The sequence below is a fragment of the Pseudomonas sp. LB-090624 genome, from assembly GCF_003205205.1.
Classification (GTDB): domain Bacteria; phylum Pseudomonadota; class Gammaproteobacteria; order Pseudomonadales; family Pseudomonadaceae; genus Aquipseudomonas.
Window position 1 is genome coordinate 47,963 of sequence record NZ_QJRL01000004.1, and the last position, 20,796, is coordinate 68,758.

Sequence of the window (20,796 nt, forward strand, 5' to 3'; positions counted from 1 at the left end):
GATGAACGACCATAACAACAGCATCAACCCGGAAACCGCCATGGCCACCACTACCATGACCATGATCCAGGCCCTGCGCTCGGCCATGGATGTCATGCTTGAGCGCGACGACAATGTAGTGGTGTACGGCCAGGACGTCGGTTACTTCGGCGGCGTGTTCCGCTGCACCGAGGGCTTGCAGACCAAGTACGGCAAGTCCCGCGTGTTCGACGCCCCCATCTCCGAAAGTGGCATCGTCGGCACCGCCGTGGGCATGGGTGCCTACGGCCTGCGCCCGGTGGTGGAAATCCAGTTCGCCGACTACTTCTACCCGGCCTCCGACCAGATCGTCTCGGAAATGGCCCGCCTGCGTTACCGTTCAGCCGGCGAATTCATCGCCCCGCTGACCCTGCGCATGCCCTGCGGCGGCGGTATCTATGGCGGCCAGACCCACAGCCAGAGCCCGGAGGCGATGTTCACCCAGGTGTGCGGCCTGCGCACCGTCATGCCGTCCAACCCGTATGACGCCAAAGGCCTGCTGATTGCCTCGATCGAATGCGATGACCCGGTTATCTTCCTGGAGCCCAAACGCCTGTACAACGGCCCGTTCGATGGCCACCACGACCGCCCTGTAACACCGTGGTCGAAGCACCCGCACAGCGCCGTGCCCGACGGCTATTACACAGTACCGCTGGACAAGGCCGCCATTACCCGTCCTGGCAATGACGTGACCGTACTGACTTACGGCACCACGGTGTACGTGGCCCAGGTGGCCGCCGAAGAAAGCGGCGTCGACGCCGAGGTGATCGACCTGCGCAGCCTGTGGCCGTTAGACCTGGACACCATCGTCGAGTCGGTGAAAAAGACCGGCCGTTGCGTGGTGGTACACGAGGCCACCCGCACCTGCGGCTTCGGTGCCGAACTGGTGTCGCTGGTGCAAGAGCACTGCTTCCACCACCTGGAGGCGCCGATCGAGCGCGTCACCGGCTGGGACACCCCCTACCCTCACGCACAGGAATGGGCTTACTTCCCAGGCCCTTCGCGGGTAGGTGCGGCATTGAAAAAGGTCATGGAGGTCTGAATGGGCACGCACGTCATCAAGATGCCGGACATTGGCGAAGGCATCGCGCAGGTCGAGTTGGTGGAATGGTTCGTCAAGGTCGGCGACATCATCGCCGAGGACCAGGTGGTGGCCGACGTCATGACCGACAAGGCCACCGTGGAAATCCCCTCGCCGGTCAGCGGCAAGGTACTGGCCCTGGGGGGGCAGCCTGGGGAGGTGATGGCGGTCGGCAGCGAGCTGATCCGCATCGAGGTGGAAGGCAGCGGCAACCATGTGGATGTGCCTCAGGCCAAACAGGTCGAAACCCCGGCTGCCCCGGCAGCGGCCAAGCCAGAGCCGCAGAAAGAGGTGAAACTGGCTGCTTGCCAGCCCCCGGCCAGCCACGAGGCCGCGCCCATCGTGCCACGTCAGCCGGGCGACAAGCCGCTGGCGTCGCCAGCCGTGCGCAAGCGCGCCCTGGATGCGGGTATCGAGTTGCGCTACGTGCACGGCAGCGGCCCAGCCGGGCGCATCCTGCACGAAGACCTCGACGCCTTCATGAGCAAACCGCAAAGCAGTGCCGGCCAGGCACCGAATGGCTATGCCAAGCGCACTGACAGTGAACAGGTGCAGGTTATCGGCCTGCGCCGCAAGATCGCCCAGCGCATGCAGGACGCCAAGCGCCGCGTCGCACATTTCAGCTACGTGGAAGAAATCGACGTCACCGCCCTGGAGGCCCTGCGCCAACAGCTCAACAGTAAGCACGGCGACAGCCGCGGCAAACTGACCTTGCTGCCATTCCTGGTGCGCGCCCTGGTCGTGGCCCTGCGGGACTTCCCCCAGATCAACGCCACCTACGACGACGAAGCGCAAATCATCACCCGCCATGGGGCGGTGCATGTCGGCATCGCCACGCAGGGCGACAACGGCCTGATGGTACCGGTGCTGCGCCATGCCGAAGCAGGCAGCCTGTGGACCAACGCCAGCGAGATTTCGCGCTTGGCCAACGCAGCGCGCAGCAACAAGGCCAGCCGCGAGGAGCTGTCCGGCTCGACCATCACCCTGACCAGCCTCGGCGCGTTGGGCGGCATTGTCAGCACGCCGGTGGTCAACACCCCGGAGGTGGCGATCATCGGCGTTAACCGCATGGTTGAACGGCCCGTGGTGATCGATGGCCAGATCGTCGTGCGCAAGATGATGAATTTGTCCAGCTCGTTCGACCACCGCGTGGTCGATGGCATGGACGCCGCCCTGTTCATTCAGGCCGTGCGCGGCCTGCTCGAACAACCCGCCTGCCTGTTCGTGGAGTGAGCATGCAACAGATTATCCAGACTACCCTGCTGATCATCGGCGGTGGCCCAGGCGGCTATGTAGCAGCCATTCGCGCCGGGCAACTGGGCATTCCTACCGTACTGGTGGAAGGCCAGGCACTGGGCGGCACTTGCCTGAACATCGGCTGCATCCCCTCCAAGGCGCTGATCCACGTGGCCGAGCAATTCCACCAGGCTTCACGTTTTACCGAGCCCTCGCCGCTGGGCATCAGCGTGGCGTCACCGCGCCTGGACATCAGCCAGAGCGTCGCCTGGAAGGACGGCATTGTCGACCGCCTGACCACAGGTGTTGCAGCACTGCTGAAAAAGCACGGAGTGAAAGTGGTGCATGGCTGGGCCAAGGTACTGGACGGCAAGCAGGTCGAGGTCGATGGCCAGCGTATTCAGTGCGAGCATCTGTTGCTGGCGACCGGTTCCAGCAGTGTCGAACTGCCGATGCTGCCGCTGGGCGGGCCGGTGATTTCCTCTACCGAAGCCCTGGCACCAAAAACCCTGCCGCAACACCTGGTGGTGGTCGGCGGCGGCTATATCGGCCTGGAGCTGGGCATTGCCTACCGCAAGTTGGGTGCACAGGTCAGTGTGGTGGAAGCGCGCGAGCGCATCCTGCCGACCTACGACAGCGAGCTGACCGCGCCGGTGGCCGAGTCGCTGAAGAAGCTGGGCATCGCTTTGCACCTGGGCCACAGCGTCGAGGGCTACGAAAATGGCTGCCTGTTGGCCAGCGACGGCAAGGGTGGGCAACTGCGCCTGGAGGCCGACCAGGTGCTGGTGGCCGTGGGCCGCCGACCACGCACCAAAGGCTTCAACCTGGAATGCCTGGACCTGAAGATGAACGGCGCCGCCATTGCCATCGACGAGCGCTGTCACACCAGCATGCACAACGTGTGGGCCATCGGCGACGTCGCTGGCGAACCGATGCTGGCGCACCGGGCCATGGCCCAGGGCGAAATGGTGGCCGAAATCATCGCCGGCAAGGCCCGACGCTTCGAGCCGGCAGCGATCGCCGCCGTCTGCTTTACCGACCCGGAAGTGGTGGTGGTCGGCAAGACCCCGGAGCAGGCCAGCCAGCAAGGCCTGGACTGCATCGTCGCGCAGTTCCCGTTTGCCGCCAATGGCCGGGCCATGAGCCTGGAGTCGAAAAGCGGTTTCGTGCGGGTGGTGGCGCGCCGTGACAACCACCTGATCGTGGGTTGGCAGGCAGTTGGCGTGGCGGTCTCCGAGCTGTCCACCGCGTTTGCCCAGTCGCTGGAGATGGGCGCATGCCTTGAAGATGTGGCCGGTACCATCCATGCCCACCCGACACTGGGTGAGGCGGTACAGGAAGCGGCACTGCGCGCCCTGGGCCACGCCCTGCATATCTGACACTGAAGCGGCCAAGGCCGATTTGGCCCGCTGCGCCGTGAGGCGCCGCGGGTCTTTTTTCATTCAGGCCGCTCCACAATGACCGGGTACTACTCGGCTATGGCGTTCTTGCCGTTGCCCTTGGCCCGGTACAGCGCCTTGTCTGCCCGTGCCAACAGCGCAGGTTGATCCTCTCCGTCCTGCCTCTGCACCACGCCGTAGCTCATGGTCAGCCGGCACTCCCCCACCGGCTCCAGCTGCGCCATTACCTGGCGCAACCGCCCCGCTACATCCAGCGCCTCGCCCAGCGCGGTCTGCGGCAGCACGATGACAAACTCGTCACCCCCCCAACGCGCCAGCAGGTCCAGATCGCGCAGGCAGCTACCTAGCGTTTGCGCCACGCCTACCAATGCTGTATCGCCACGGGCGTGACCGTAACGGTCGTTGATAGGCTTGAAATCATCCATATCCATCGCGATCAGCGACAGCGGCTGGCGGAAGCGCTGCGCGCGTTCGCACTCCCGCTGCAACACCTTCTCCAGCCGATAGCGGTTGGCAACATGGGTCAAGGCATCGCGCTCGGCCAGCTCGCGGTTTTCGTCAAGCTGCCGCTGTAACTGCTGGTTCACCCAGGACAGCTCACGGGTGCGTTCCGCCACCTGGCACTCCAGCGACTGGTTTTTCTGCTCCAGCTGCGCCACCAGGCGCTTGCCGGCGTCGATGTTGCGGTGGGCACCGAGCATGCGCGCTACCGAGCCGTCTGCATTACGGTCGATGATGTGGCCGCTGTCTTCGATCCACAGGTAACTGCCATCCTGGCAACGGCACCGGTATTCGATGAGGTAACGTTCATTGCGCTGGCCAATGTAGGCCTCGAAATGCGCCATCACCCGCGGGTAGTCCTCAGGGTGAATGACACTCTCCCAAGTGAAGACAGTGTTGGCCATTGAGTGGCTGGAATAGCCAAGCATGGCGTACCAGCCGGGGTTGCGGTAGACGTAGCCGGTGTTGGCGTTCCAGTCCCAGATGCCATCACTGATCAACTCGAACAAGGTGCGCAGCTGCTGCTCACTGAAGCCGGCGGGTGCCGGCCGGGTTTCCTGATTCATGAACCCTCTCCCTGATGCCCAGCAACTGCGCGCCCACCCAAGGGGCTGCCGACAATGTGTAATTAGCCGCAGGCGGCAAGATCCTGCCTCTGACGGGCAAGCATATGCCCACGGCAAGACGACCGGAATAGCTCCAGCGCCCTATTTTTGTGCAGCACCGCCTGGCACGGCATTTGCCGGTCTCTCTTGGCACTCACATTTCCAAGGAGGATTTCATGACCATTACCCTCAACGGTTTCGGCTGGCAGGCTACGGTCCACCCGCAACAGCGCACCACCGACACTGACCCGGCGGCGGCCTATATGCCACAGTTTGGCCCGCCAGTGCCGGCCAGTACCGCCACGGCGCAACAGGGCGGCCAGAGCAGTACTTCCCAGCAGGATGCGGCGGACGCACGTGAGGAAGCCTTTGCCAAGCTCAAGCTGCAGCTGCAGCTGCACAGCCCCGGCACCAGCGTTGGCCAGCCCGAGAATGCCAACACGGAACAAACCAGCAGCGCCAGGCAGGATTTTCACGACCTCATGTCCAGGTCACCTGCCGAAATGATCAAGGAAAAACTGCTGCGTGAACTGGGCCTGACCGAAGACGAGTACAACGCCATGCCACCAGAGAAGAAAGAACTGGTGGACAAGCAGATTGCCCAGCGTATGAAGGACGACATCGAGGCCGAGACCCTGGCGAAGATCGATACCCAGGCCACAACCCAGGCCCCCCAGGAGGATGAAGACAGCCAGGTGTAGGGCCCTGGTGGCTACGTATGCTACTGCAGCGGGATGGGCTGTGTTGAAGGGTCGCGCCTGAGCACCGGCTGACGATCAAGACCAACGCGCGCCCCAAGGATGGGACAAGCAAGTAGGGGAGATATGAAATGGCGTCCCAGGCAGGAATTGAACCTGCAACCTTCCCCTTAGGAGGGGGATGCTCTATCCAATTGAGCTACTGAGACGCAAGCACCTGCAGCGAGCGCTGCGAAGCGGGACGGCAAGCATGTTAACCAGCCCATTGCCGTTTGTCATGTCTGCGCCGGGCTTTTTCGCGTAATCCTTTTCTGCCACTGCTACGCGGCAGGCAAAACGCCCTGTTCGCGCAGCAATCGGAACAACCCCGAGACAGCATCATCCAAGGTGCTGGAGTTGTCGAGCACATGCACGGAGGGGTCGGCCGCAGCCTGCAAGCGTGCGCTACGAGCCAAGCGCTGCTCCACTTCTTCTGCACTTTCGCGTCCACGCGCCAGCAAGCGCTCGCGCAGTATCTCGGGTTGGACCTCGACCAGCACTGCCAGCAGGTCCGGATAGCGCCGGCGCGCCTCTGCCAGATAGGCCCGCGAGCCATTCACCAGCACTGCCCTGCCTGACCCCAGCCACTGATCGATCTGCTGCGGAATGCCGTAGTCCAGACCATTGGCCTGCCAGTGCATGGCAAATGCACCCTGTGCAAGCAGGGCCTGGAACTGTTCGGCAGTGACGCCATGCGCATCTTCACCCTTGGCTTCGGCTGAACGGGTAATGACGCGGCGGGCAATGAACACCCCGGCCGCTATCAGCCGCTCACGTGAAGCTTCGATCAGGGAATCTTTCCCCGAACCCGACGGTCCTATCAGAAATACCAGCCGCCCTGTCCCTGATCGGCGGTCGCTTGCGTCATGTTGCATAGCCACTATGCTCTATGGAGGGAAACCGGCGCATTTTAGGGGTTTTCCAAGCCTTTTGCTGCGTTTTACCAGTTTTTGACGGCAAAAGTCTGACAGTGAGGTAAGCCGGATCATGTAAAACTTTTCAAACCAGTACTCATTTCTGATAATTGGTACTGGCATAAAGCCTTTATCCGGCTCACTATTTGTCACAGAATTGACGCCAAGGAAACGGCGACCATGAGGCAAGATGAACATCCATTTTTCACTGACGGTTGAACATTTTGTCGTCGCCACGGTCGTACTTCCACCCCGTGCGGCCAATTTGAGAACCGCTTCCCCTGAACCAAAATCCGGTCAATTTATATGCGCCCAATGAAACAGGCTATTTATTCGAGCCGCACCGCTGACAAGTTTGTCGTCCGCCTGCCAGACGGGATGCGTGAGCGCATTGCCGAGGTAGCGCGCAACCATCACCGCAGCATGAACTCCGAAATCATCGCACGCCTGGAGCAGAGCCTTATCCAGGAAGGCGCGCTGGGTGACGAGCTGAGCATGCGCCTTGACAGCCCAGAGCTGTCCCTGCATGAGCGCGAGTTGCTGCAACGCTTCCGCCAGCTTTCCCACCGCCAGCAGAACGCCCTGGTCGCCCTCATCGCTCACGATGTGGAAATGGCCGCCGACGCTTCCTGAAGGTTGCAGCGGACGCAAAAAAGCCAGCGCAAGCTGGCTTTTTTTATGGGTGGCCGGTTGCTGCAGCTACTGCACCGAGGCACGCCCTTGATGCAGTGCAAACGCCTTGCAACGGCGACAAACAGGCTACAGCAGGAACAACGTAGCAAGCCCGAGGAAGATGAAGAAACCGCCGCTGTCAGTCACAGCGGTGATCATCACACTCGCCCCCATTGCCGGATCGCGCCCCAGACGGGCCAGGGTCATCGGGATAAGCACACCCATCAGCGCCGCCAGCAACAGGTTCAGGGTCATCGCGGCAGTCATCACTACCCCCAGTGACCAGCTGCCGTATAGCCAGAACGCCACCGCACCAATCACCCCACCCCATACCAGGCCATTGATCAGCGAAACCGCCAACTCCTTGCGCATCAGGCGGCTGGTGTTGCCCGGCGACACCTGGTCAAGCGCCATGGCACGGACGATCATGGTGATGGTCTGGTTACCCGAGTTCCCACCAATACCAGCCACGATCGGCATCAATGCAGCCAATGCCACCAGTTTTTCAATCGAGCCCTCGAACACACCGATCACCCGCGAAGCCAAAAAGGCGGTAATCAGGTTGATCGCAAGCCAAGCCCAACGGTTGCGGAACGAGCGCCAGACCGAAGCGAAGATGTCTTCTTCCTCGCGCAGACCGGCCATGTTGAGGACTTCGCTTTCGCTTTCCTCACGAATCAGGTCGACCATTTCGTCAATGGTCAAACGGCCAATCAGGCGCTCGCCCTTGTCGACTACAGGGGCCGAGACCAGGTCGTAACGTTCAAAGGCTTGGGCTGCATCGTAGGCATCTTCCTCGGGCTGGAAGGACACGGGGTCAGTTGCCATGACCTCCGCCACCTTCTTCTCCGGGTCGTTGACCAGCAGGCGCTTGATCGGCAATACCCCCTTGAGGATGCCGTCGTAATCGACCACGAACAGTTTGTCAGTGTGGTTGGGCAACTCTTTCAGGCGGCGCAGGTAGCGCAGTACCACTTCCAGGCTCACGTCTTCGCGGATGGTGACCATCTCGAAGTCCATCAGCGCACCGACCTGTTCCTCGTCGTAGCTCAGCGCCGAACGCACACGTTCGCGTTGCTGGGCATCGAGGGTTTCCATCAGCTCGTGAACAACATCACGCGGCAGCTCAGGGGCCAGGTCGGCCAGCTCGTCGGCGTCCATTTCCTTGGCGGCAGCCAACAGCTCGTGATCGTCCATGTCGGCGATCAGCGATTGGCGGACAGAGTCGGACACTTCGAGCAAGATGTCGCCATCGCGATCCGAGCGCACCAGCTGCCAGACCGTCAGGCGATCTTCCAGGGGCAAGGCTTCGAGGATATAGGCGATGTCGGCAGGGTGCAGGTCATCAAGCTTGCGCTGCAGCTCGACGAGGTTCTGGCGGTGGACCAGATTTTCCACCAGGTCGTTGTGCGCGCCTTCCTGACGATGGGTAAGGTCTTCGACCACGCGCTGGCGCTGCAGCAGTTCGATCACCTGGGCCAGGCGATCCTGCAGGCTGTCTTGCGCTTTTTTTACTTCTACTTCAGTCATAGGCGAACTCCACTCCCAGCAGCGGAGCACGCCGGGAGAATCAATCGGTCAGATCTTTCTGTACGAATCTTGTTAGCGAGTAACTACTGGGTAAGTCCATGGTGGTTTTCCACAAGCCCCGGCGGGGCTGACGGGCGCAATCATACACTGCTAAAGCTGTCAGATCGCTTAAATTTTTGGCCAGAACAATCGTTTGCGCGATAAAGCTGGGACAACGCGTGAAGCTATCAGTGCGACGGTTGTTCTGCTTGGGAAAGCACATTTAATTTCGGGATGTGTGGCGCCATGGCAAATTCAGGACTGCTGCGCGCCCAAGCTACGCCACACTTATTACAGGAGAGCTTAGATCGATACGGCCAACAATTCTGTGGCGCAGAAAAACAAGAAGCCCGCTCAATCGAGCGGGCTTCTTGATGGGGTATGGCGGACTCAGCAGGATTCGAACCTGCGACCGCTCGGTTCGTAGCCGAGTACTCTATCCAGCTGAGCTATGAGTCCGTGATGGTAGTTTTAGACCAGGTTACCACTGGCTTACTGAAATGGCTTTGCAAGCAGAACCACTTCAAGAAAGTGGCGGACTCAGCAGGATTCGAACCTGCGACCGCTCGGTTCGTAGCCGAGTACTCTATCCAGCTGAGCTATGAGTCCGCGATTGGCAGTTTTAGACCAGATACCGCTGGTTGATTGAAGCAGCCTTGCAAACAAAGCCACTTCAAAAGTGGCGGACTCAGCAGGATTCGAACCTGCGACCGCTCGGTTCGTAGCCGAGTACTCTATCCAGCTGAGCTATGAGTCCGTGTCTTGCCGCGCATTATAGGTCGCTGAAACATTTTTGCAAGAAGCTTTTCGTTATAAAACAACTACTTAGCGTTCCTACCGTTTGCAGCGCCCTACGCAAATAATGGCGGTGAAGGGGGGATTCGAACCCCCGATACCCTTATGAGGTATACTCCCTTAGCAGGGGAGCGCCTTCGGCCACTCGGCCACCTCACCGCAACACGAGGCGAATATTAAAGAACCTCTTTCACCTTTGCAACCCTTTTTTTGAAAAAAACTTCAAAAAAATTAAAGGCTTGGCTCTTCATCCTTCTCTTTCTTGATCCGCAGGTAGATTTCCTCGCGGTGAACAGCCACTTCTTTCGGGGCGCTGACGCCAATACGCACCTGGTTGCCCTTTACGCCGAGCACCGTCACGGTGATCTCGCCGTCTCCAATGATCAGGCTCTCGGCGCACCGACGAGTCAGAATCAACATAGCTTTCTCCTTACGCAAAACATTCAGGGGTAACAGTCTGGGGTATCAGGGCCGGTCGCGGACGACGACGTGGCCCGGTTACGCGCCGCACAGTGCAGGACAGGGCCTGTACGGCGCGCAGAAACACGAAGGGCGCGGCACCGGCCGCGCCCTTCAAGGGCAGCGCCTTACTCGCCCTGTCGGGCCGGGGCGTCGAGGTCGAACGCGGTGTGCAGCGCGCGAACGGCCAGCTCCAGGTACTTCTCTTCGAGCACCACCGAAACCTTGATCTCGGAAGTGGAGATCATCTGGATGTTGATGCTCTCCTTGGCCAGGGCTTCGAACATGCAGCTGGCAACACCGGCGTGCGAACGCATGCCAACGCCAACGATCGAGACCTTGGCGATCTTGGTGTCGCCGATCACTTCACGGGCACCGATTTCGCGGGCGGTGTTTTCCAACACGCTCTGCGCCTTCTCGTACTCGTTGCGGTGTACGGTGAAGGTGAAGTCGGTGGTGTTATCGTGAGCAACGTTCTGCACGATCATGTCCACTTCGATGTTCGAAGCACTGATCGGGCCGAGGATCTTGAAGGCCACGCCCGGGGTGTCCGGCACGCCGCGAATGGTCAGCTTGGCTTCATCACGGTTGAAGGCGATACCGGAAATGATCGGCTGTTCCATGGATTCCTCTTCATCAATGGTAATGAGGGTACCTGGACCCTCCTTGAAGCTGTGCAGCACGCGCAGCGGAACGTTGTACTTGCCGGCGAACTCCACCGAACGGATCTGTAGCACCTTGGAGCCGAGGCTGGCCATTTCCAGCATCTCTTCAAAGGTGATCTTTTCCAGGCGACGGGCCTGTGGCACAACACGCGGGTCGGTGGTGTAGACGCCATCGACATCGGTGTAGATCTGGCACTCATCGGCCTTCAGCGCCGCCGCCAGAGCCACGCCGGTGGTGTCGGAGCCGCCGCGGCCCAAGGTGGTGATGCTGCCGTGCTCGTCCACACCCTGGAAGCCTGCAACCACGACCACGCGGCCTTCCTTGAGGTCGGCGCGAATCTTCTGGTCGTCGATTTGCAGGATGCGCGCCTTGTTGTGCGCGCTGTCGGTGAGAATGCGCACCTGGTTGCCGGTGTAGGACACCGCTGGCACACCACGCTTGATCAAGGCCATGGTCAGCAGGGCGATGGTGACCTGCTCACCGGTCGACACGATCACGTCCAGCTCACGCGGAACCGGCTGATCGGTGATCTGCTTGGCCAGGTCGATCAGGCGATTGGTTTCACCGCTCATGGCCGACAGCACAACTACCAGATCGTCGCCCGCTTCACGGTGTTTCTTGACCTTTTCGGCTACCTGCTCGATCCGCTCGATGGAACCGACAGAGGTGCCGCCAAATTTCTGTACGATCAACGCCATTTCAATGGTGCCTCAGCCCATACAGGGCCCCAAAAAACAATCCAACATGAAGGGGTGGGCGGGAGTGGCCTGTGTGGCCACTAGCCCCTCCACCCCTTCATCTCAAAGTCCCTGCTCTGCGAATGGCACGGCCAGCGCCAGGGCCTGGTCCAGTGCAGCGACGTCGACGCCGCCACCCTGGGCCATGTCCGGACGGCCACCACCCTTGCCACCCACCGCCGCAGCGGCTTGCTTCATCAGATCGCCAGCCTTGAGTTGGCTGGAGAGGTCCTTGGTCACGCCGGCCACCAGCACGACCTTGCCCTCATGCTCGCTGCCCAGCAGGATCACTGCGTGGCCGAGCTTGTTCTTCAGCTGATCGACCAGGGCCAGCAGGGCCTTGCCATCCTGCCCATCCAGGCGGGCGGCGAGGACCTTGGCACCCTTGACCTCAACGGCCGCGTTGGAGAGATCATCCCCGGCGGCGCTGGCGGCTTTGGCCTGCAGCTGTTCCAGCTGCTTCTCCAGCTGGCGGTTGCGCTCGAGCACAGCCGACAGCTTGTCGATCAGGTTGTCGCGGTTACCCTTGACCAGTTGCGCGGCTTCCTTGACCTGCTCTTCGGCAGCGTTCAGGTAGGCCAGCGCAGCAGCACCGGTAACCGCTTCGATACGGCGCACACCAGACGCTACGCCGCCTTCGCTGATGATCTTGAACAGGCTGATGTCACCGGTGCGCTTGGCGTGGATACCGCCGCACAGCTCGACCGAGAAATCGCCGCCCATGCTCAGCACACGCACAGTGTCGCCGTACTTCTCGCCAAACAGCGCCATGGCGCCCTTGGCCTTGGCGGTTTCGATGTCGGTCAGCTCGGTTTCAACCGGGGTGTTCTTGCGAATCTCGCGGTTGACGATGTCTTCCAGCTGCTTGATCTGCTCCGGCTTCACCGCTTCGAAGTGGCTGAAGTCGAAACGCAGGCGCTGGCTGTCGACCAGAGAACCCTTCTGCTGTACGTGCTCGCCCAGCACCTGGCGCAATGCTTCGTGCAACAGGTGGGTGGCGGAGTGATTCAACGAGGTGGCGTGCTGAACGTCGGCATCGACCTTGGCCTCGACTGGCGAACCGATCAGCAGCGCACCGCTGGCCACCACGCCGTGGTGCAGGAAGGCGCCGCCGGTCTTGGTGGTATCACGCACGTCAAAGCGTGCAGCACCCGCCTGCAGGAAACCACTATCACCGACCTGGCCACCGGACTCGGCGTAGAACGGGGTACGGTCGAGCACCACAACGCCCTGCTCGCCTTCACCCAGCTGGTCAACGGACTGGCCGTCCTTGTACAGGGCGATGATCTTGCCCTGCCCCTCAGTGGCGTCGTAACCGAGGAACTCGGTAGCGCTGTCGACCTTGACCAGGCTGTTGTAGTCCATGCCGAAGGCGCTGGCGGAACGGGCACGCTCACGCTGGGCGTCCATTTCACGCTCGAAGCCGGCTTCGTCGATGGTCAGCTCGCGCTCACGGGCGATGTCGGCAGTCAGGTCCATCGGGAAGCCGTAGGTGTCATACAGCTTGAACACCACGTCGCCCGGTACCACGTCGCCCTGCAACTGGGCCAGGTCCTGCTCGAGGATGCGCAGGCCTTGCTCCAGGGTCTTGGCGAACTGCTCTTCTTCGGCTTTGAGCACGCGCTCGATGTGCGCCTGCTGGCTCTTCAGCTCCGGGAAGGCTTCGCCCATTTCGGCGACCAGGGCCGCAACGATCTGGTAGAAGAAGCTACCCTTGGCGCCCAGCTTGTTGCCGTGGCGGCATGCGCGGCGAATGATGCGGCGCAGTACGTACCCGCGGCCTTCGTTGGACGGCAGCACGCCGTCGGCAATCAGGAAGCCGCACGAACGGATGTGGTCGGCGACCACTTTCAGCGAGGCCTGGCCGTCATTGCTGCAACCGATGGCCTTGGCTGCGGCAGCCAGCAGGTTCTGGAACAGGTCGATCTCGTAGTTCGAGTGCACGTGCTGCAGCACGGCGCTGACGCGCTCCAGCCCCATGCCGGTATCCACCGACGGCGCTGGCAGCGGGTGCAGCACGCCGTCGGCGGTGCGGTTGAACTGCATGAAGACGTTGTTCCAGATCTCGATGTAGCGGTCACCGTCTTCTTCTGGCGAGCCGGGTGGGCCGCCCCAGATATCCGCACCGTGGTCGTAGAAGATCTCGGTGCAAGGGCCGCAAGGGCCGGTATCGCCCATGGTCCAGAAGTTGTCGGAAGCGTACGGCGCGCCCTTGTTGTCGCCAATGCGCACCATGCGCTCGGCTGGCACGCCAACTTCCTTGGTCCAGATGTCGTAGGCTTCGTCATCAGTGGCGTAGACGGTGACCCAGAGCTTTTCCTTGGGCAGGTTCAGCCATTTGTCCGAGGTCAGGAAGGTCCAGGCGAACGTGATGGCGTCGCGCTTGAAATAGTCGCCGAAGCTGAAGTTGCCCAGCATTTCGAAGAAGGTGTGGTGACGCGCGGTGTAACCGACGTTTTCCAGGTCGTTGTGCTTACCGCCCGCGCGCACGCACTTCTGGCTGCTGACCGCACGGGTGTAGGCACGCTTCTCTGCACCGAGGAAGCAGTCCTTGAACTGGTTCATGCCTGCGTTGGTGAACAGCAGGGTCGGGTCGTTGTTCGGGATCAGCGAACTGGAGGCGACTCGGGTATGGCCCTGCTCTTCGAAGAAGCGAAGGAAGGCTTCACGGATTTCTGCGCTTTTCATAGGTTCTTCCACGGAAACGGCGGCCCTGTTGGGCAAACGCGTCGACGAAACGACGGCAAAGGGCCGCATTATATCGGTCCTGCAGTCTCGATGCAGTGTGTTTATACGATTGAAACCATCGTTTGGACGGTTTTTCGGGCTATGCAAACGAAAACGACATGACCGGATGCTAAATCCTGTGTTTCGCCACTGGCAAGCCAATTACCGCTTATGGGGAGGGAAAATGGAACAGGCGGTGAATTAAAAGGTTTTCATCATGGATAGGATCCGAAACTGCACCCCCCGCGAAGCGGGTGACCCCCGCCTCAGCCCAGCCGCTGCCCAGAGTCCGGTACGATCAGGATGCCGGCGCGCAGACCGTTCCTGACCTTGGGGTTGGGGAAGATGATGCGCGCGCCCTCCTCCTCGACCACCCAACGCATCTCGGCCAGGTCCTCAGCCAACAGGTAGCCCTTGCTCAGTTCGGAGAAGTTCTCGATGTCCGCCGGCAGGTGCAGGTGGAAACTGTCGCTGTGCTTGATGATCTCGCGGGCGACACTGAACAGCTGCAGACCATCCAGCGAGCCCTCATCCTCTGGCTCGGTATGCTCGATGATGCGGACAAGCCGCTCTTCGAGCTTGTCGAGGTTGACCTGCTCGTTCTGGCCGAACGGGCGTGCTTTGCCCAGCTCCAGGGTGAAGGCTTCTGCTTCCAGCTGCTCGTAGGTGAATGCACTGAAGGTGATGGACGACTTGCTCTGCAGCAACACGGCTTCCATGCCCGCTGCCGCCAGCCGTGCCAGCTCGCGGCGGGAATGCTTGCGCCCTTCCTTATAAGGGTACAAGGCGAACTGCTCGATCTTTGAACCCCGAATGGCAGTGTGCAGGTCGTAATGGAGGCGACTGCGCCCCGGCTTGCTGAAAAATACCCGGGCGAATTGCTCCAGCTCGGCAGCACGCAATGCTTCAAACCCGCTGGACAGCTCATGCCGGCCGTTGAACAGGCGGTTGATATCCTGCTCGATGAAGCGCTCGCCCTTGCGGATTGCCGGTGGATTGCCGAACAGGAACAACACCCGCGCCTTGGGCTTTATCTTGCCATTGGCCACGCCGTGCAGCAGCCGTTCGAGCAATTCGATCGGTGCCGTTTCATTGCCATGGATGCCGGCCGACAACAGCAAGTCCAGCCCGCAATCATCGATTTCGGCCGGGCGCACTTCGAGCGCGCCCTCTCCCAGCCAGCGCAAACGCGCACCCTTGGGGGTCACTTGGGTCTTCTCGGCCGGTTCGTGATCGGTGAGGGTCAGCTCAAGCAATTTGCCAAGGGCGAGCATAGGGACTTCCTTAGTGTGTATGGCCGCAGTCGGGGCCATGGACGTGATCGTCGTCTTCAGCGACTTCAGCCGGCTCCATTTCCAGCTGCAGGCTGACCAGGTTGGTGGCCATCGGGCGCAGCAGCAAGTTGGCGTACTCGGTGTCGTCTTCCTCGACATCCACGCCGATCAGCAACTGGCCACGGCCGTCCTGCTGAATCCACACTTCCTTGCCTTGCCACACCACGGCGAACCGGGTGCAGGAGGTTTCCAGCTGGGTGCCGTCTTCATCTTCGAGGATCAGGCGCAGGGCGTCGGTCATTACAATTCTCTCTTCAAGGTTGGCGTTGGAACGGGTACACCGAGCCCAACTTCAGGATCTGGGTCAATTCGTCCAGTGCCGTACGGCATTCCAGCAGCAATTGCGGGTCGGCCAGGTCCGCCTCGACGAGGCGGTCGCGATAGTGCGTGTCGACCCACTGCAACAGGGTGTCGTACAGCGGGGCGGTCATGATAACGCCTTGGTTGACCGCCGCCAGTTCCGTTTCCTTCAATGCCACACGCAAACGCAGGCAAGCCGGGCCACCGCCGTTCTGCATGCTTTGCTTGAGGTCGAACACCTTGACCTCCTTCACCGGGCCGCCCTGGCTGGTCAGCTGGCCGAGATAGGCCCAGACCCGCTCGTTGTTGCGGCATTCTTCCGGCACCACCAGCAGCATGGAGCCGTCATCACGGCTGAGCAGCTGGCTGTTGAACAGGTAGGAACGCACCGCGTCCTCTACCGTCACCGCCGCCCGGGGCACGCAGATGGCCTGAAAGTTGCCACCCTTGCTGGCCAGTTTAGCTTGCAGCTGGCCGAGTACCGCGTCGGTCTCGAGGAACGCGTCCTCGTGGTAGAACAGCACCTCACCGTTCCCGACCGCAATTACGTCATTGTGGAATACACCCTGGTCAATCACCCCCGGATTCTGTTGAGCGTAGACCACACCGTCATCGCTCAACCCATGCAACCGGGCCACGGCTTGCGAGGCCTCCAGGGTTTGCCGGGCCGGGTATTTCTGCGGTGCCGGGTAACGGTTGTCGAAGGCACTGCGGCCATAGACGAAAAACTCCACGCCAGCTTCGCCATAGTCGCGGCAGAAGCGCGTGTGGTTGGCAGCGCCCTCGTCACCGAACTGTGCCACGGCAGGCAGCGCTGCATGGTGGGCAAAGTGTTGCTCATGGTTGAACATGGCGCCGAGCACGCGGCTGGTGGTCGGGTGCTCGATGCTGCGGTGGTACTTGCAGTTGAGGTTGGCGGCAGTGAAGTGCACGCGGCCATCGGCCGTGTCGGCGCTGGGGCTGACCGTGGCGGCGTTGGCCACCCACATGCTTGATGCCGAGCAACTGGCCACCAGCAACGGCATGGCATCCCTGGCAGCACGCTGGATCACTTCGGCATCGCTGCCACTGAAGCCCAGGCGGCGCAGCGCGGCCACGTCCGGGCGCTCCTGCGGCGCCAGTACGCCCTGCTTGAAGCCCATGTCGGCCAGCGCCTTCATCTTCGCCAGCCCTTGGCGCGCGGCTTCTCGCGGGTTGGACCCCTGCTGGCTGTTGCTCTGTGAAGCCACGTTGCCATAGGACAGGCCGCCGTAGTTGTGGGTAGGCCCCACCAGGCCATCAAAATTCACTTCATAGGATTTCATCGGCTAGGCTCCGTGACCTGTTGTTATAGGGTGACGCCCGGCGTCAGGGTCGCCGGCAAGGCAAGGCTGGCGGCCTCCAGCGAAGCCACGGGGTAAGCGCAGTAGTCAGCCGCGTAATAGGCACTGGCACGGTGGTTGCCACTGGCACCGACGCCACCGAACGGCGCAGTGCTGGCGGCGCCGGTCAGCTGCTTGTTCCAGTTGACGATGCCGGCACGGCTGCGCAGCCAGAAGTACTGGTAGCGGGCGCGCGAGTCGGACAAGAGCCCGGCGGCCAGGCCATACTGGGTGTTGTTGGCCTCATCGATGGCGGCGTCGAAGTCGGCGTAGCGGATCACTTGCAGCAGCGGGCCGAAGAACTCTTCGTCCGGGCGCTCAACCACCGCGGTGACATCGACAATACCCGGGGTCAGCAGCGCGGCATCGGCGTGCGGCTGGGTCATTTCCAGCAGTTTCACCGCCCCCTTGGCAGCCAGTTCAGCCTGGGCCGCCATCAGTGCCCGGGCCGCCTGCAGCGAAATCACCGAGCCCATGAACGGCGCCGGCTGTTCATCGAATGCCCCCACGGTGATGGTTTTGCACACCTCGACCAGGCGGGTGATCAGCGCATCACCCCAGGTACCTTGCGGGACCAGCAGGCGCCGCGCGCAGGTGCAGCGCTGGCCGGCGGAAATGAACGCTGACTGGATAATGGTGTACACCGCCGCATCGACGTCCTTGACCTCATCGACCACCAACGGGTTGTTGCCGCCCATTTCCAGGGCGAGGATCTTGTCCGGGCGCCCGGCGAACTGCTGGTGCAGCAGGTTACCGGTGCGGCTGGAGCCGGTGAAGAACAACCCATCGATACCCGGGTTGGCGGCCAGCGCCACGCCGGTTTCACGCCCGCCTTGCAGCAGGTTGAGCACACCCGGCGGCAGGCCGGCGGCGATCCAGCAGTTGACGGTGAGTTCGGCAACCTTGGGGGTCAGCTCGCTGGGCTTGAACACCACGCAGTTACCGGCCAGCAACGCCGGCACGATGTGGCCGTTGGGCAAATGGCCAGGGAAGTTGTAGGGCCCGAACACCGCCACCACGCCGTGCGGCTTGTGCCGCAGCACCGCCGTGGCGTCAGCCAGGGGGCCACTTTTCTCACCCGTGCGCTCACGATAGCTTTGTACCGAGATGGCCACCTTGTTGATCATGCTGGTGACTTCGGTCGCCGACTCCCATAGCGGCTTGCCGGTTTCCTCGCCAATGCACTGGGCCATGGCTTCGGCATGCACCTTCAACTGCGCGGCGAATTTCTCCAGGACATCGATACGTGCCTCAAGGCTCAATTGCGCCCACGCCGGGAAGGCCTGACGCGCAGCCTGGACGGCGGCGTCCACCTGGCTGGCATCTGCGCCCTGCCCTTGCCAGATCACGGCCTGGGTCACCGGGTTCAGCGACTGCAGGGTTTCGCCTTGGCCAGCCTGCCAATTGCCTGCGATGTAATGCGTGCTCATTTACTGGGCCTCCCGGCTAGCCGACAGCGGCACGGCGCGCACATTGTCGCCGGCGCCCATACGCAGGCGCTTGGCAGTCAGCGGGTCGACCACCAGCGTGCCGGCGGCCAGCCGCGCGGGTGCAGCGGTAATGCGGCAGTCGTCGCGTTTGCGGTTATGAATGATGTAGGGGGTAGCGTCATCGCCCGGCGTTCCGACCGCCAGTACCAGGGTCTGGCTCTCGCGCACCGCGCGGATCCTGGCGGTGTCGCATTCGATGGCGGGGCCGGCGTCAAAGATGTCGACGTAGCCCTGGTAGTTGAAACCTTCCTGCTTGAGCATGGCCAGCGCCGGCTCAGTATCCTTGTGCACACGACCTATCACATTGCGCGCGGCCTCGGACAGGAAGCAGGTATACAACGGGAACTTGGGCATCAGCTCGGCGATGAACGACTTGTTACCCACGCCGGTAAGGTAGTCGGCCTGGCTGAACTCCATCTTGAAGAAGTGTCGGCCCAGGCTTTCCCAGAACGGCGAGCGGCCCTGCTCATCGGACATACCGCGCATTTCGGCGATGATCTTCTTGCCGAACAGCTCGGGGAACTCGGCGATGAACAGCATGCGCGCACGCGACAGCAGGCGCCCGTTGAGCCCGGAGCGGTAGTCGCTGCGCAGGAACAGCGAGCACAGCTCGGAGTTGCCGGTCAGGTCGTTGGCCAGGAACAGCGTGGGGATTTCGCGGTAGATCTTCAGCTCCTGCGAAGCACTGACGGTAAGGCCGACGCGGTAGTTGTACCAAGGCTCGCGCAGGCCGACGGCACCGGCAATGGCACTGATACCCACCACCATGCCCTCGTCGTTTTCCAGCACGAACAGGTAGTCGGTGTCGCCACGCTCGGCTTCGCCGCGGAAGCTCTTTTCCGCCCAGCCAACGCGATGCCGCAGGCGCTCTTCGTTGGCCGGCAGCGTGGTCAGCCCGGTAGTACCAGTGCTGCGTGCCAATTCGATCAACGCAGGCAAATCGCTGCTGCGTACAGGACGAACGATCATGCTATCTCCTTGTGCGGCGGCATCGGCCGGCGCGAAACTCTGCTAACGCATCAATCCCGAAACGTCTGTTGCCAGACCTCAGACCGCCACCAGGCGCACACTGGCGCCCTCGCCCACGCCCAGCGCTTCGGCTGCAGCCACGCTCAGGCTGACCGGCTTGCCCGGCACCCAGTCGAGGTCCAGCAATACCGCGCGGTAGTCCTGCAGCTGGCCGTTGCACACCAGGTAAGGGCGCCCGCCCTTGGCCGGCGCCTCTTCGATCTTCACCGGCACCACCCGGCTCTGGGCGATCGAGCGAATGCCCGAGGTGCGCGCATGCAAGGTCGGGCCGCCGTCGAAGATGTCGATGTAGTGTTCGGTTTCGAAGCCTTCACGCATGAGGATGTCGAAGGTGATCTGCGCCCGCGGGTGCACCTGGCCCATGGCTTCCTGCGCCAGGTCAGGCAGCAGCGGCACATAGATCGGGTAGTGCGGCATCAGTTCGGCGAGGAAGGTACGGCTCTTCAGGCCGCACAGGTGCTCGGCATGGGCATAGTTGAGGTCGAAGAAGTTGCGCCCGATGGCATCCCAGAACGGTGATTCGCCTTGCTCGTCGCTGTAGCCGACGATCTCGGTCACTACCGAGTCGGCGAAGCGCTCCGGGTGTGCCGCCATGAACAGCAGGCGACCGCGCGAGTTGAGCTCCGCCCAGCCGCTGTTCACCAGCTCCGGCAACACATAGAAGCTGGTCAGCAGGCTATTGCCGGTGAGGTCATGACACAGCGACAGCACGTGAATCTTGTTGTGGATTTTCAGCTCGCGCGAGGCATGCACGAAGGTCTCGTTACGAAAGCTGTAGAACGGCTCGGAGTAGCCGGCCGAAGCGACGATGGCCGAGCAGCCGGCAAGCTTGCCGGTCTCGCTGTCTTCGAGCACGAAGAAGTAGCTTTCTTCACCGTTGAAGCTGACCTCTGCGGCGAAGGAAGTCTCGGAGGCGGCAATCTTGTCGCCCAGCCGAGCGGTGTCGTCCGGCAGCGAGGTGACACCAATGGGGCTGTCTGCAGCCATGCGCTGCACTTCGTTCAGATCAGCCATTTGCGCGGGGCGCATCACCAGCATGGTGTCACTCCTTTGGAATACGGGCCGCTCATGGCGGCACGGAAAAACGGCAGGCACACGGGTACCTGCACTGGAATCGGGTATCGCCGGCCCGGCACAACCCTGGCCGGAGCCGGCGAAGGGACCG

17 protein-coding genes and 5 tRNA genes are annotated in these 20,796 nt (G+C 61.8%); 5 read left to right on the forward strand and 17 right to left on the reverse strand.

Annotated features, from left to right (window positions below):
- The first annotated feature begins 1 nt into the window (after nt 1).
- From DMX11_RS05865 to lpdA, 3 genes are read left to right on the forward strand one after another with little or no spacing between them, the layout of a single operon-like run.
- Complete coding sequence (locus DMX11_RS05865) at nt 2-1,060, forward strand: alpha-ketoacid dehydrogenase subunit beta (RefSeq protein ID WP_012273542.1); 1,059 nt, start codon at nt 2-4, stop codon at nt 1,058-1,060.
- Nucleotides 1,061-2,332: a dihydrolipoamide acetyltransferase family protein gene (locus DMX11_RS05870; protein WP_110743640.1), complete on the forward strand. Its 1,272-nt coding sequence runs from the start codon at nt 1,061-1,063 to the stop codon at nt 2,330-2,332.
- Nucleotides 2,333-2,334: 2 nt separating this feature from the next.
- Nucleotides 2,335-3,714: a dihydrolipoyl dehydrogenase gene (gene lpdA, locus DMX11_RS05875; protein WP_110743641.1), complete on the forward strand. Its 1,380-nt coding sequence runs from the start codon at nt 2,335-2,337 to the stop codon at nt 3,712-3,714.
- An 89-nt stretch (nt 3,715-3,803) separates the two neighbouring features.
- Here lpdA and DMX11_RS05880 read toward each other — a convergent pair whose 3' ends face one another.
- Nucleotides 3,804-4,802, reverse strand: a complete 999-nt coding sequence (locus tag DMX11_RS05880) for a sensor domain-containing diguanylate cyclase (RefSeq protein ID WP_110743642.1) — start codon at nt 4,800-4,802, stop codon at nt 3,804-3,806.
- 215 nt (nt 4,803-5,017) lie between these two features.
- On the opposite strand from DMX11_RS05880, the gene DMX11_RS05885 reads away from it, so the two are divergent.
- Nucleotides 5,018-5,542: a hypothetical protein gene (locus DMX11_RS05885; protein WP_110743643.1), complete on the forward strand. Its 525-nt coding sequence runs from the start codon at nt 5,018-5,020 to the stop codon at nt 5,540-5,542.
- Nucleotides 5,543-5,671: 129 nt separating this feature from the next.
- Here the strand turns inward: DMX11_RS05885 and DMX11_RS05890 are convergent.
- Nucleotides 5,672-5,748, reverse strand: a tRNA-Arg gene (locus DMX11_RS05890).
- Between the two features lie 111 nt (nt 5,749-5,859).
- Complete coding sequence (gene phnN, locus DMX11_RS05895) at nt 5,860-6,453, reverse strand: phosphonate metabolism protein/1,5-bisphosphokinase (PRPP-forming) PhnN (RefSeq protein WP_110743644.1); 594 nt, start codon at nt 6,451-6,453, stop codon at nt 5,860-5,862.
- A 345-nt stretch (nt 6,454-6,798) separates the two neighbouring features.
- Here phnN and DMX11_RS05905 point away from each other — a divergent pair, with 345 nt between their 5' ends.
- Nucleotides 6,799-7,125, forward strand: a complete 327-nt coding sequence (locus DMX11_RS05905) for an Arc family DNA-binding protein (RefSeq protein ID WP_003254499.1) — start codon at nt 6,799-6,801, stop codon at nt 7,123-7,125.
- Between the two features lie 126 nt (nt 7,126-7,251).
- Here the strand turns inward: DMX11_RS05905 and mgtE are convergent, their stop codons facing one another.
- The 14 genes from mgtE to aruF all read right to left on the reverse strand — a co-directional run bounded on the left by mgtE (nt 7,252) and on the right by aruF (nt 20,669).
- Entirely contained in the window at nt 7,252-8,694 is a 1,443-nt protein-coding gene (gene mgtE, locus DMX11_RS05910) for a magnesium transporter (protein WP_110743646.1), read from the reverse strand.
- Between the two features lie 421 nt (nt 8,695-9,115).
- A tRNA-Arg gene (locus DMX11_RS05915) sits at nt 9,116-9,192 on the reverse strand.
- 73 nt (nt 9,193-9,265) lie between these two features.
- Nucleotides 9,266-9,342 (reverse strand) — tRNA-Arg (locus DMX11_RS05920).
- A 71-nt stretch (nt 9,343-9,413) separates the two neighbouring features.
- Nucleotides 9,414-9,490, reverse strand: a tRNA-Arg gene (locus tag DMX11_RS05925).
- 106 nt (nt 9,491-9,596) lie between these two features.
- Nucleotides 9,597-9,687, reverse strand: a tRNA-Ser gene (locus tag DMX11_RS05930).
- Between the two features lie 72 nt (nt 9,688-9,759).
- On the reverse strand, nt 9,760-9,948 hold the full coding sequence (csrA, locus tag DMX11_RS05935; protein ID WP_003254503.1) for a carbon storage regulator CsrA: 189 nt from the start codon (nt 9,946-9,948) through the stop codon (nt 9,760-9,762).
- Nucleotides 9,949-10,115: 167 nt separating this feature from the next.
- Nucleotides 10,116-11,351: an aspartate kinase gene (locus DMX11_RS05940; protein WP_110743647.1), complete on the reverse strand. Its 1,236-nt coding sequence runs from the start codon at nt 11,349-11,351 to the stop codon at nt 10,116-10,118.
- A 102-nt stretch (nt 11,352-11,453) separates the two neighbouring features.
- Nucleotides 11,454-14,078, reverse strand: a complete 2,625-nt coding sequence (alaS, locus tag DMX11_RS05945; RefSeq protein WP_146230340.1) for an alanine--tRNA ligase — start codon at nt 14,076-14,078, stop codon at nt 11,454-11,456.
- Nucleotides 14,079-14,383: 305 nt separating this feature from the next.
- Nucleotides 14,384-15,391: a succinylglutamate desuccinylase gene (astE, locus tag DMX11_RS05950; protein ID WP_110743649.1), complete on the reverse strand. Its 1,008-nt coding sequence runs from the start codon at nt 15,389-15,391 to the stop codon at nt 14,384-14,386.
- 10 nt (nt 15,392-15,401) lie between these two features.
- Nucleotides 15,402-15,692 carry a topoisomerase II gene (locus DMX11_RS05955; protein ID WP_110743650.1) on the reverse strand — a complete coding sequence of 97 codons (291 nt, stop codon included), beginning with the start codon at nt 15,690-15,692 and terminating at the stop codon, nt 15,402-15,404.
- A 13-nt stretch (nt 15,693-15,705) separates the two neighbouring features.
- Nucleotides 15,706-17,055: an N-succinylarginine dihydrolase gene (gene astB / locus DMX11_RS05960; protein ID WP_110743651.1), complete on the reverse strand. Its 1,350-nt coding sequence runs from the start codon at nt 17,053-17,055 to the stop codon at nt 15,706-15,708.
- A gap of 23 nt (nt 17,056-17,078) precedes the next feature.
- Nucleotides 17,079-18,542, reverse strand: a complete 1,464-nt coding sequence (astD, locus tag DMX11_RS05965) for a succinylglutamate-semialdehyde dehydrogenase (protein ID WP_110743652.1) — start codon at nt 18,540-18,542, stop codon at nt 17,079-17,081.
- Nucleotides 18,543-19,571 (reverse strand): arginine N-succinyltransferase, encoded by a 1,029-nt coding sequence (astA, locus tag DMX11_RS05970; RefSeq protein WP_110743653.1) that lies wholly within the window; start codon nt 19,569-19,571, stop codon nt 18,543-18,545.
- Nucleotides 19,572-19,649: 78 nt separating this feature from the next.
- The gene (gene aruF / locus DMX11_RS05975; protein ID WP_110743654.1) at nt 19,650-20,669 is read right to left on the reverse strand and encodes an arginine/ornithine succinyltransferase subunit alpha; all 1,020 of its coding nucleotides are present in this window, start codon (nt 20,667-20,669) and stop codon (nt 19,650-19,652) included.
- Nucleotides 20,670-20,796 lie beyond the last annotated feature (127 nt).